The 12,656-nt window shown below is 64.3% G+C and carries 9 protein-coding genes; 7 read left to right on the plus strand and 2 right to left on the minus strand.

Annotated elements, in window-relative coordinates:
• Window positions 1-38 precede the first annotated feature (38 nt).
• The 6 genes from WDS16_RS16200 (at window position 39) to WDS16_RS16225 (ending at window position 7,094) form a co-directional block, all read left to right on the plus strand.
• Window positions 39-1,220, plus strand: a complete 1,182-nt coding sequence (locus tag WDS16_RS16200; protein ID WP_338886256.1) for an ROK family transcriptional regulator — start codon at window positions 39-41, stop codon at window positions 1,218-1,220.
• Between the two features lie 124 nt (window positions 1,221-1,344).
• Complete coding sequence (locus WDS16_RS16205; RefSeq protein ID WP_338886257.1) at window positions 1,345-3,630, plus strand: carbon starvation CstA family protein; 2,286 nt, start codon at window positions 1,345-1,347, stop codon at window positions 3,628-3,630.
• A gap of 1 nt (window position 3,631) precedes the next feature.
• On the plus strand, window positions 3,632-3,802 hold the full coding sequence (locus tag WDS16_RS16210) for a YbdD/YjiX family protein (protein WP_338886258.1): 171 nt from the start codon (window positions 3,632-3,634) through the stop codon (window positions 3,800-3,802).
• 74 nt (window positions 3,803-3,876) lie between these two features.
• On the plus strand, window positions 3,877-5,322 hold the full coding sequence (locus WDS16_RS16215; RefSeq protein ID WP_338886259.1) for an AlkA N-terminal domain-containing protein: 1,446 nt from the start codon (window positions 3,877-3,879) through the stop codon (window positions 5,320-5,322).
• Window positions 5,319-5,822, plus strand: coding sequence for a methylated-DNA--[protein]-cysteine S-methyltransferase (locus WDS16_RS16220; RefSeq protein WP_338886260.1), 504 nt, complete (start codon window positions 5,319-5,321; stop codon window positions 5,820-5,822). Before WDS16_RS16215 ends, WDS16_RS16220 begins: the two co-directional genes overlap by 4 nt.
• Before the next feature lie 81 nt (window positions 5,823-5,903).
• On the plus strand, window positions 5,904-7,094 hold the full coding sequence (locus tag WDS16_RS16225; protein ID WP_338886261.1) for an AI-2E family transporter: 1,191 nt from the start codon (window positions 5,904-5,906) through the stop codon (window positions 7,092-7,094).
• Here the strand turns inward: WDS16_RS16225 and WDS16_RS16230 are convergent.
• Window positions 7,073-10,063, minus strand: coding sequence for an SMC family ATPase (locus WDS16_RS16230; protein ID WP_338886262.1), 2,991 nt, complete (start codon window positions 10,061-10,063; stop codon window positions 7,073-7,075). The two genes, WDS16_RS16225 and WDS16_RS16230, sit on opposite strands and share 22 nt — an antisense overlap.
• The gene (locus tag WDS16_RS16235; RefSeq protein ID WP_338886263.1) at window positions 10,060-11,256 is read right to left on the minus strand and encodes an exonuclease SbcCD subunit D; all 1,197 of its coding nucleotides are present in this window, start codon (window positions 11,254-11,256) and stop codon (window positions 10,060-10,062) included. Before WDS16_RS16235 ends, WDS16_RS16230 begins: the two co-directional genes overlap by 4 nt.
• 222 nt (window positions 11,257-11,478) lie before the next feature.
• Between WDS16_RS16235 and WDS16_RS16240 the strand changes: the two genes are divergently transcribed.
• Entirely contained in the window at window positions 11,479-12,645 is a 1,167-nt protein-coding gene (locus tag WDS16_RS16240) for a DNA recombination protein RmuC (RefSeq protein ID WP_338886264.1), read from the plus strand.
• The last annotated feature ends 11 nt before the right edge of the window (window positions 12,646-12,656 follow it).

The following is a 12,656-nucleotide window of genomic DNA, read 5'->3' on the forward strand; positions in this document are numbered from 1 at the left end:
TGTTGCCGCAAAAGTTGCTTGTTGGTTGAATGGCGTATATGACCACGCCACGCCCGAGCGCGCCGCCTGCAACAGCAGGCGAAATCTTCGCGCTCGTTCGCGACGGCGAGGCAGATACGCGCGCTGAACTCGGCAAGGTCACCGGCCTCTCACGCTCGGCGGTGGCCTCCCGCGTCGCCGCGCTCGCCAGCCTCGGGTTGATCATCGAAACCGAGGACACACATTCGACAGGCGGACGACCGCCGGCGCGACTGTCTTTCGACGTGGACGCAGGTGTCGTACTCGCCGCCGCGATCGGCCGCAGTCGCTCACAGTTGGGCGTTTTCACCCTCGGCGGTGAATTCCTCGCGAGCGACACCGTCGACCAGGAGATCGGCGTCGGCCCGAACGAGTTGATGCCTCAGATCACCAAGCGCCTCCAAGCATTGCTCGACGAGTCCGGCCGTGCCGGACACCGCGTCCTCGGGGTCGGTCTGTCCATCCCCGGCACCGCCGACACCGAGCGAGGCTGCAGCCTGGACTCACCGATCATGCACGGCTGGGACGGCGTGCCGCTCGCTCCGTTTTTCGCAGAGACCACGTCGGCGCCGGTCTTTCTCGACAACGACGCCAATGCGATGGTCCTCGCGGAACGTCGAGACAACCGTGATCGATTCCAGGACGCGTTACTGGTCAAGGCCTCGACGGGCCTCGGTGCCGGAATTGTAGCGGGCGGTGCCCTGCAACGTGGATCACTCGGAGCAGCAGGAGAATTCGGACACACCAAGACTGCAGCCGCAGCAGGCGTCGCCTGCAGGTGCGGTGACAGCGGTTGCCTGGAGGCAATCGCCGGCGGCTGGGCTTTGGTACGAACACTCCGCGAGCAAGGGCGAGACGTCGGCCACATCCGGGGCGTCGTCGACCTCGCGGTGAGCGGCGATCCCGAAGCACGTCGATTGATCCGCGACAGCGGACGCCACATCGGTGAAACACTGGCCGGGGCCGTGAACCTGCTCAACCCCGAGGTACTCATCGTCGGCGGCGACATGGCCAAGGCCTACGACATCTTCGTCGCCGGGTTACGTGAGACCGTCTACGGAAACGCGACCGCCCTCGCCACCAAAGCACTGACCATCCAAGCCACGACGCACGGCGACTTCTCAGGGGTCATCGGCAGCGCAGCAATGGTATTGGACCAGGTACTGAGCGCGCGGGCCGTCGACGACGCCTTGGGCAGCTGACCCACTTTTCCGCTCGGCGCAGTTTCGGAACCTTTGATCGCACGTAGGGCGAGAATGGCGTCGGGTGTCACCCCGACGGTTTACAGTGATCGCTGTCACATCACCGATGCTGAAAGCGGTCCCCATGGCATTGAAAGCGGCAGACGATCCGAACATCGAGTTGTTGAAGACCGATGCGGATCTGCCCCCGGTCGGAGTAGTCGACAAGAGTCCGATGACTCCGGCCAAACGAATACTGTTCGTCCTCATCGGCCTCCTCGGCGGTGTCGCGTGGACCATCGTCGCGATCGTGCGCGGCGAGAATCCCAACTCCGTCTGGTTCGTGATCGCCGCTGTCTGTACCTATATTTTCGCGTTTCGCTTCTACGCCCGATTGATCGAGAACAAGATCGTCCATCCACGAGACGATCGGGCCACACCCGCGGAAATCCTCGAAAACGGCAAGGACTACATGCCGACGGACCGTCGCGTGTTGTTCGGTCACCACTTCGCCGCCATCGCGGGCGCGGGCCCCCTTGTCGGCCCCGTGCTGGCAGCTCAGATGGGTTACCTGCCAGGAACGATGTGGATCATCATCGGCGTCGTGTTCGCAGGCGCCGTCCAGGACTTCCTGGTGCTGTGGATCTCGACGCGTCGACGCGGCCGCAGCCTCGGCCAGATGGCCCGCGACGAACTGGGTGTCGTCGGCGGCGTCGCCGCACTCGTCGGCGTATTCGTCATCATGATCATCCTGATCGCCGTGCTCGCACTCGTCGTGGTCAACGCCCTGGCCGAAAGCCCGTGGGGCGTCTTCTCCATCGCGCTCACCATCCCCATCGCACTGTTCATGGGTGTCTACCTGCGCTACCTCCGTCCTGGCAAGGTATCCGAGGTCTCGCTCATCGGCGTTGCGTTGCTTCTCCTGGCCATCGTCTCGGGCGGCTGGGTGGCCGAGACCGAGTGGGGCACCGACTGGTTCACCCTCTCGAAAGTCACCGTGGCGTGGTGCCTCATCGCATACGGCCTCGCCGCATCGATCCTTCCAGTCTGGCTGCTGCTGGCACCGCGCGACTACCTGTCGACGTTCATGAAGATCGGCACCATCGCGCTGCTGGCTGTCGGGATCCTCATCGCCCAACCGGCGATTCAGATGCCTGCGATGACGACGTTCGCGACCGAGGGCAACGGCCCTGCATTCGCCGGCTCGCTGTTCCCGTTCCTGTTCATCACCATTGCCTGCGGCGCACTTTCGGGCTTCCACGCTCTGATCAGCTCCGGTACCACACCGAAGCTGCTCGAGAAGGAAAAGCAGATGCGGATGATCGGGTACGGCGGAATGCTGACCGAGTCGTTCGTAGCAATCATGGCACTCATCACCGCGTGCGTTCTGGACCAGCACATCTACTTCGCACTCAATGCCCCCGCGACCCTCACGGGCGGAACCCCCGAGACAGCAGCAGATTACGTCAATGGTCTCCCCATCAGCGGTGGCAACATCACCGCCGACGAGCTACAACAGGCGGCCACCGACGTCGGCGAGGAAACCATCATCTCCCGCACCGGCGGCGCGCCGACGCTGGCCTTCGGAATGTCCGAGGTACTGCATCAGGTGTTCGGCGGGACAGGTCTGAAGGCCTTCTGGTACCACTTCGCGATCATGTTCGAGGCGCTGTTCATCCTCACCACGGTGGACGCTGGAACACGCGTCGCGCGCTTCATGCTCTCCGACAGCATCGGCAACCTGCCGGGTTCGACGGCGAAGAAGTTCAAGGATCCGTCATGGCGGCCCGGCGCATGGGTGTGCTCGTTCATCGTCGTTGCAGCGTGGGGCGCAATCCTTCTCATGGGCGTCACCGATCCGCTCGGCGGCATCAACACGTTGTTCCCACTGTTCGGCATCGCCAACCAGCTGCTTGCAGCGATCGCTCTGACCGTGGTGATGACGATCGTCGTGAAACGCGGACTGTACAAGTGGGCGTGGATTCCGGGAGTTCCGCTCGTCTGGGACCTCATCGTCACCATGACCGCCTCGTACCAGAAGATCTTCTCCGACATTCCGGCCATCGGTTACTGGAAGCAACACAGCTTGTTCGTCGAAGCGAAGAATCAGGGTCTGACCGAGTTCCAGACCGCGAAAACGGCCGAGGCCATCGATGCGGTCATTCGCAACACCTTCATCCAGGGCACGCTCTCCATCATCTTCGCGGTACTGGTGCTGATCGTCGTCGCGGCCGGAACTCTGGTGTGCATCAAAGCAGTACGGGGCGGCGAAGTGGAAGACAACGAGGACCCCGAGGTGCCGTCGAAGATCTTCGGCCCCGCAGGGTTCGTCCCGACCGCGGCCGAGAGGGAGATCCAGAGCGAGTGGAACAAGTTGATCGAGGACGGCACCGTCCGAGCGCCGGGCGCCGCACACGCAGGTCACCACTGACATGCGCGGACTCTGGTGGTGGATCACTTCGCTCATGGGCGACAAGGACTACGAACGCTATGTAGCCCACATGAGCAGAGTGCATCCCGGTGAAGCGGTTCCGTCGGAACGTCAGTTCTGGCGGGACCGCTACGCGGAGGCAGACGCCAAACCCGGCCCTCGCTGCTGCTGATTGCCGACGGCGGCGGCACGGTCGTGTCCGATTCCCGCTAGCAACCCTCGATCAGCGATGACACAGTGGAGTCCATGGAGTTGGACTTCGACCGGTGCTATCGCGCCGTTTCTGCACGGGACACCCGTTTCGACGGGCAGTTCTTCACCGCCGTGCGCACGACGGGCATCTACTGTCGCCCGTCGTGCCCGGCGACCACGCCCAAGGCCAAGAACGTCTCGTTCGTCCCGACGGCCGCCGCCGCACAGCAAGAGGGCTACCGCGCATGCCGGCGGTGTCAGCCCGATGCCACTCCGGGTTCACCGCGCTGGAACATTCACTCGGACCTGACCTCTCGGGCTATGCGACTGATCTCCGACGGTGCCGTCGAGCGAGGTGGGGTCGACTCGCTCTCGCATACCCTGGGCTATTCCACACGCCAACTTACCCGGGTGTTGACGGCCGAGATCGGCGCCGGACCCCTCGCGCTCGCACGCGCACACCGAGCCCACACTGCACGGACTCTCATCCAGACGACGGACATGTCGATGAGCGACATTGCGTTTGCATCCGGATTCTCGAGCGTCCGCCAATTCAACGACACCGTGCGACAAGTGTTCGCTGTCAATCCCTCCACACTGCGTCAGGAAGCAACGAGAAAGAAGACTGTTGTCGCCGACGGAACGGTGACCGTTCGTCTCCCCTACCGGCAACCTATGGATCGCGGATGGCTCGAATGGTTCCTCAGTGGGCACGCCGTACCCTGCACCGAAAGCTACACGGACAGGTTGTATCGCCGCTCGCTTCGACTGCCTCATGGACACGCCATCGTCGGGTTACGCATCGAAGACGGTTACGTCGACACGACCCTGAGTTTGCAGGACATGCGCGATCTCGCCCCAGCCGTCGCACGCGTCCGTCACCTTCTCGACCTCGACGCCGACCCGGAGGCCGTCGACGCCGCGTTGAGCGAGGATCCAGCTCTTGCACCGAACATCGCAGCACACAGAGGAATTCGAGTACCGGGAAACGTGGACGGTGACGAGCTGCTGCTGCGCACGATGATCGGCCAACAGATCTCACTCCGCGCAGCGGCAACGCACACAGCCCGACTGGTCGAGGCACTGGGCGCACCGATCGACGATCCACTCGGCGGCGACATAACCAGGCTCTTTCCGACGTCCGAGGCCATCGCCGAGCATGGTCACGAGGTACTGACCGGCCCGACGGCTCGGGTGAAGGCGATCATCGGTGTTGCCGAGGCGTTGGCGTCGGGCAAGATCGTTCTCCATACCGCTCTCCCTGCCGAGGAGCTCGAACGAGATCTTCTCTCGCTCAAAGGGATCGGACCGTGGACAGCGCGGTACGTCGTCATGCGCATGCTCGCCGACCCCGATGTTCTACTCGACACCGATCTCGTCGTCCGTCAGGGCGCCGAAGCACTCGGGATGACTCTGACCGATTCGAACCGCTGGGCACCGTGGCGTTCCTACGTCTCGATGCACCTGTGGAGCATTGCCTTGGAAAGAAGGGGACTATGACTGCTGCATTTACCACCACCATCACTCCGATCGGACCGTTCACGACGATCGTCGACGCCGAGGGCCACGTTCTTGCCTCCGGCTGGACAGCCGAGGTGGACGAATTGAGGCCGTTGATTCATGCGTCGCTTCGCCCGACCGACGTCCGCGAGACGGGCGATCTCGGCAGCGTCACGCGCGCGGTTGAGAACTATCACCGCGGAGAGCTGGGGGCAATCGACGACGTACCGGTTGCGCAGCAATCAGGTGAGTTCCTCGTCCATGCGTGGAAGGTTCTTCGTGACGTACCCGCCGGTTCGCCGATCACGTATTCGGAGTTCGCAGCTTTGGCCGGACGGCCCGCCGCCATTCGGGGGGCAGCATCCGCCTGTGCGCGCAATGCGGCCGCGCTGTTCGTGCCGTGCCATCGGGTCTTCCGGATCGGCGGAGCGCTGGGCGGGTTTCGGTGGGGTCTGCCGGCCAAGCAATGGCTTCTTGCACACGAGGCCGTCGGGCGGTGACGTGACGCCCTCAGACGTTAGAGTCACTCGGGTACAGCGAGTACTGCAGCCCGCAGAGTGGCACGACGTGAGGACTATGACGTGACTGAGCAGGCAGCGCCCGAGACGAAGCTCGGGCGCGATCGGGGTGATCTCATCGGTGTCGGCGGGATCTGGTTGGCGAAGTGGTCGCTGATTCTGGTTTCCGTCGCTGCGGGCGCGTGGGTTCTGGGGTGGTTGATCTCGGCTCTGTGGGTGATCATCCTGCCCGCGTTGTTGGCCATCATCGTAGCGACGGTGCTGTGGCCGCCCACGAAGTGGATGATGCGCGTCGGGCTCCCCCCGGCGCTGGCCGCGTCCGCCTCGCTCGTCGTCTTCTTTCTCGTCATCGGCGGAATCATCACACTGATCGTCCCGTCGGTCGCCGACTCGGCTCCGGAACTCGTCGACAAGGCGTCGGAAGGTGTATCGCAGGTCCAGAATTGGCTGAAGGGCCCGCCGATCAACCTGCAGGACGAGCAGATCGACAATGCTGTCTCAGCGATCACATCGAGGCTTCAGGACAGCGGCACCGCAATCGCGTCGGGCGTGTTCACCGGTGTGTCGGCGGCAGGTTCCATCCTGATCACACTCGCACTGGTTCTGGTGCTGACGTTCTTCTTCGTCAAGGACGGCCTCAAGTTCATTCCGTGGCTGCACGGATTCGCCGGTGGCCGCGCAGGAAGTCACCTCGCCGAGATCCTCGCCAGAATGTGGGCAACGCTCGGCGGTTTCATTCGCACACAGGCAGTCGTAAGTCTGATCGACGCGTTCTTCATCGGCCTCGGACTCGTAATCCTCGGTGTACCACTGGCACTCGTTCTCGCGACGCTGACCTTCCTCGGCGGCTTCATCCCGATCGTCGGTGCATTCGTTGCCGGCGCGTTGGCGGTGTTGGTCGCGCTCGTGGCGAACGGTCCGACGACAGCCCTCATCGTGTTGATCATCATCCTGGCTGTTCAGCAACTCGAGGGCAACGTCCTGCAGCCGATCCTGCAGAGCCGCAGCATGAACCTGCACCCAGCGATCGTGCTGCTCGCGGTCACCGGGGGAAGCTCGGTGTTCGGCATCATCGGCGCCTTCCTCGCGGTACCGGCTGCAGCAGTCGCTGCGGTACTTATCCGGTACGTCTCGGAGCAGATCGACAAGCATTCCAACGAAGTCGATCAGGAAGAGCTGGAGGATCAGGCGCCCGATCCCGCAGATCTGGTGACGGACGACGAGGACTCTGATCAGGACGCAGCGAAGAGCTGAAGCCTCGATCCGTCCCGCTCCCTAATGACGTGCAGGCGGCTCGGAATGCGTTGGCGCATCTCGTCGACGTGACTGACGATGCCGACGACCCGTCCGCCTGCACGAAGCTCGTCGAGGACGCCCATGACGGACTCCAGCGTGTCGGCGTCGAGCGTGCCGAAGCCCTCGTCGATGAAGATCGTGTCCAGTACGACACCGCCGGATTCCGCGGCGACGACGTCTGCGAGACCGAGCGCCAGCGACAATGAGGCGAGGAAGGACTCGCCCCCGGACAGCGTCTTGGCCGAACGGACGACACCTGTGTAGTCGTCACGGATATCGAGACCGAGACCACCTCGCCGCCCCCGTGATTCGGCCTCGTCCGAATGCACGAACTCGTACCGACCCGATGACATCCGACGCAGCCGAGCCGACGCAGACTCGGCAACATCCTCCAACCGAGAAGCCAGTACGTACGACCGCAAGGACATCTTGCGTGCGTTCTGCCCACGACCTGCGACGACGTCCGCCAACGCGGCGAGCTCCTCGTGCTTGGCCTGCATGGGCGCGACCCGATCCACCGCTGCCCACAGCTGTGCGGTCAGGTCTTCCAACTGTTCGACGCGACGCTTGCATTCGGCGTGCGCGGCCACTGCGGCATGCAATTGGGTCGAGGCGGCGTCGACGGCATTCTTGGCCGCAACCGTGTCCACCGGCTCGGTATCCGCGACGGCGAGGATCGCTGGTTCGGCGAGGACCTGCTCGGCGTGAGCCCGCACATCGTTGGCATCCGCAAGATGCTTCTCGATCGATGCGATTCGCGCGGGTGGGACTACCCGCTGAGCAGCATCGGCGGCGGAGTCGAAGCCCGATTCCGCAACCTTCGCTGCAAGCGCGTCGGTGAGCTTCTGCAGCTCGGTTGCCGATCCGGCCGCGGCGACGCGCTTGTCGACCAGATCGGTCGACAACGTGATCAGTTCTTCCAAACGCGCGAGTCTCTGATCGATGCTTTCCGCGCCATCCACGGCAGCGGCGATCCTCGACCGCATCTCCTGAGCCGACGCGCGGACTTGCGTCGCCCGTGCCGCGAGACCTGCTGCAACAGACTGTTTTTCACCGATAGCTGCGGCGATACGCTGGTCCTCGCTGCGCAAGTGCGTCAGCCGCGCCCGGAGTGGGTCGAGCTGCGCGGCCTCGGTCCTGGCCTTCTTCAGCGCCGCATCGACGGTGCCGAGTGCCTCGACCAGCTGTGTGCTGTCGCGGTCCCCCGACTGCTGGACGAGCGAGTCCCGAGCCCGCACGAGATCCAGGACAAGCGCTGCCTTCTTCTCGGTGAGCGCCGCAGCCCGGTGTTCGAGGGCCGCGGCCGCATCCTCGTCCTCCTTGGTGACCGTCGACTCGGTTGCCTGCGTCGGCGCGGGATGCTCTTCCGAGCCGCACACCACGCAGGGCTGACCGTCGACGAGTCGTGATGCGAGCTCTGCAGCCATCCCTTCCAGGCGCTGCTCGCGCAGGTCGAGGGTGTGCGCACGGGCGTCGTTGAAGGCGGATTTTGCGCTGGCGTGTGCTTTCTCCGCGGCCGCAAGCTTCGTGCGCGTCTTCGACAGCTCGACGGCCGCTTCCACCGCCTTTCCGATGCGCGTGCGTTCGACGTCGAGCGCCGGAATCTCTGCGGCCGCATGAACAGCGGAGTGCACCGCGGCTTCCACGGCGTCGATCGCGTCGGGAAGCGTAGCCCGCTCCGACTGCATGGTTTCGACAGCACGCTCGACGGTGGCGAGTTCTGCCGCCAGCTGCTGCGCCGTCCTTTCCTCACTCTCGGCGCGGCGGACGAGGATACGAAGCTGTTCGAGCGCCCCGACCTCGGTGGTCCACGCACGAACGGCGGTCGCGACGACTGTGCGATCGGCGACGAAGTCCGTCCCCGACGTGCAGAGTCCCTCCGTTACCGCCTCCGATCCGTCGAGTTGCGCGAGGGCTCGGTAGGCACGATCGGACGCTGCCGAGGCGGCGGTATGTCGCCGCGTGGACTCGTCGACTTCGGCGGCCAAGGCCGCGACGGGTCCGGCCGCGGCCGACCGTTCGAGCTCCAGACGCAGCGCGGCTCGTTCGGCTGTGCCCGCCTCGTACTGCGCATACTGTTCGCGTGCAACGGTTCTGCGCTGTTGCAGGTCCCGAGTGGTTTCGAGTTCCCTGAGGGTGACTACTGCGGTGTCCGACGTGATCCTGGCGAGCGCCAGCGCCTGCGCGGATTGGTTCAGTGCCGCGCGGGAGGCGTCGAGTACGTCGCTCGCCCACTCGACCGGCACCCGATCGTGTTGCTCGTCCTCACCCGATGCCGTCGAAATTTGGCCCAGCAGTTTGTCTGTCGCGATACGACTGGTCTCCAACGCAGCCGCGCTCGCGCGACGCGCGTCTGCGAACCACTCCTCTATGTCGCCGAACCTGCTGGTGTCGAAGAGCCGCTCGAGTAGGTTCCCGCGTTCGTCACTGTCTGCCCGCAGAAACCGCGCGAACTCACCCTGCGGAAGCAGCACGACCTGAAAGAACTGGTCGGCACTCATCCCGAGTGCCGTGCCGACGGCATCACCGATCTCGTCGAGCCTCGTCAGGTTTTGACCAGTGCCGTCCAACCAGGTCAGCGCCGCTTTGGCGTTCTGTTTGGTCGTTCCGGCCCCGCGCTTCTTGGGCCGGAAGAACTCGGGGCTGCGGGTGATCCGCACTCGGCGACCGCCGAGGGTCGCGTCGAGCATCACGGTCGGAACAGCCCCGGGCTCGGCATGGTCGGACAGAAACCGTTTGCCGTCCTTGCGTGCCCCGGGAACCGTTCCGTACAGCGCGAATGCGACCGCGTCGAGAATCGTCGTCTTCCCGGCACCCGTCTGCCCGTGCAGCAAGAACAAGCCGTCCGCGCCGAGAGCGTCGAAGTCGACGGTTTCGGTGCGGGCAAATGGCCCGAACGCTGTGATTTCGAGCTTGTGCAGTCTCACGCAGACTTCCCGAACAGGTCGTACTGCCCGGTCACGCTGTCGGCAGTGACCTCGTCCTGGTGCACGCTTGCCAGTGCGCGCTCGAGGAGCAGAATTTCGCTGGCTGTGGGCGTACTCCTCATATCGGTCACGAACGAGGCCATTATCTCGCTGTCGGTACGCCCGCGCACCCGGTCACGGTAGCGAAGGCTCGAATCTTCAGCGGGACGGTTCCATTCGAGGTGAATTGCGTGCGGGAATCTGGCCTGCAACGAACGCATGGCGTCCACCGGGCGTACCGGATCGGTGAGAACGGCCGACACGTAGTGGTCCTCGGCGTCGATGAAGCGCTCGTCGGTCAGCAGTTCCTCGACGGTGCCCTCGATTCGACTGAGCCCACGGATAATCGGAAGATCGACGCGTTCGACACCTGCCAAGCCGTTCTCGTCGAGTTCGAGGATCCAAACGGCTTTCCTGTGGCTGCGCTCGCCGAACGAATACGGAAGCGGCGAGCCGGAGTATCGAACTCGATCGGTCAATGCCTGCGGAGAATGCAAGTGCCCCAACGCAACGTAGTCGACACCGTCGAATGCCGATGCAGGCGCGGTCTCGACGCCTCCCACCGAGATGGACCGCTCGGAACCCGTCGACTCGCCGCCGACGACGAAAGCATGAGCCAGCACAACGGATCTGACCGAGATTCCGTCACTGCGGCGCTCGTCGAGATCGGCAGTGACCCGTGCCATGGCCGCTTCTAGTACCTCTGCGTGGCTGCGCGCAGCGGGAATGTCGAGCTCGAACCGCGTGGTTTCCGGCTCCAGGTAAGGAATTCCGTAGAACGCGACGGGCCCGAACTCGTCGTCGACGAGGACTGGGGTGCCGACCTCGCCGACGCGCGTCATCAGATGAAGCCCACCGGCCGCAGCGAATGCGGCTCCTGCTCCGAGTCTCGCGGGCGAATCGTGATTTCCAGACGTGGCGACGATGACTGCGCCTGCTGCGCGGATGGCTTCCAGGCCCTTGTTGCACACCAGCACGGCATCGGCGCTGGGAACCGCGCGGTCGTAGATGTCACCCGGCACGACGACGACGTCTATTCCGTGCGCTGCAACCAGATCCGCGATGGCCGTCAGCGCGGCAGCCTGGTCGGCGAGCAGGTCGGTGCCGTGGAACGTGCGACCGATGTGCCAGTCCGAGGTGTGCAGGATCTTCATGAAATAGGACGCTATCGGCAGACACCGACAAACTCCGCCAACCACCGCGGCCTGTCGGGTGTCGGCCCGGTTACCAGGAATGGGGGCTCCGCCCCAGTGGCACGAACAAGTGCACCAGAGGAACCTCAACCGTGCCACTGGGGCGGAGCCCCCGGACGCCACTGGGGCGGACCCCCAGGAGTCGGCCGAACCTGTCGGTGCCCTCGTGCATCATCGTCGAACATGAACGCACTCACGGCACTCGGCATGATCTTCGCCCTCGTCCTCGGGGGCGTGATCGGGTGGTTGCTGCATGCGTCGAGGGTCGGGGACCGGGCTGTTCGAGCCGAAGCTCAGCTGGCGGCACTTCGCGACAACGAAGCGCTTCTTCGTCGTTCGCTCGCGGCCGTCAACGAGGATTCCGCCAGGCGGCATTCTGGTGCAATCGGCCAGCAGGTGTCTCATCTGGTCGAGCCGCTGCACGATGCGGTAGACGCGCTCACCGAACATGTGCGCCAGGTCGAACACAATCGAATCCGGGCCTATGCCGGGCTCAGCGAGCAGGTCACGGGCATGCACCGCGCGTCGGTGCAGTTGTCGACGCAGACCTCCCAGTTGGTCACCGCGTTACGCGCGCCGCAGATTCGTGGTCGATGGGGCGAGATGCAATTGGAACGGGTCGTCGAACTCGCCGGCATGGTCAAGCATTGCGATTTCGACACCCAGGTCGCCAGGAACGGCGTCAGGCCGGACATGATCGTTCGGCTCGCCGGTGGCCGCCAGATCGTCGTCGACGCCAAGGTCCCGTTCGCGGCATATCTCGACGCCGCCCAGGAGGAGGATCCAGACAAGCGAGACAAGCAGATGACGCGTCATGCTCGCCATCTGCGCACCCATGTGGATCAGCTGGCGGCCAAAGAGTACTGGAGATCGTTCGAGCCGACGCCCGAGTTCGTCGTCCTGTTCGTGCCCGGCGACCCGTTCCTGGACGCCGCATTGACGTCGGACTCGGCGCTACTGGAGTACGCCTTCACGAGAAACGTGATTCTTGCCACGCCCACCACGTTGGTCGCACTTCTGCGGACCGTGGCCTATACGTGGAAGCAGGAGTCACTGGCCGAGGACGCCGCACGGATCCAACAGCTCGGCCGTGAGCTGTACACCCGACTCGGTGTGGTGTCCACGCATCTCGACAAGCTCGGAGGGCATATCGGCAAGGCAGTCGACTCGTTCAACGCGACGGTGTCATCCGTGGACGCGCGCGTCGGCGTCACCGCTCGCAAGCTCCACGAACTCGAGCTGTTCGATGCCGATGTGGTCGATGTGCGGCGAGTCGACGGAAGGCCCCGAACGTCCGATTCGTCGCACTCGGTCGGGCAGTTCGGTCATGTCAGCGACGCAGTGGGATGAACAGCCGCTAA

Origin of the sequence: Rhodococcus sovatensis (genome assembly GCF_037327425.1) — a bacterium.
Taxonomy (GTDB): Bacteria; Actinomycetota; Actinomycetes; order Mycobacteriales; family Mycobacteriaceae; genus Rhodococcoides; species Rhodococcoides sovatense.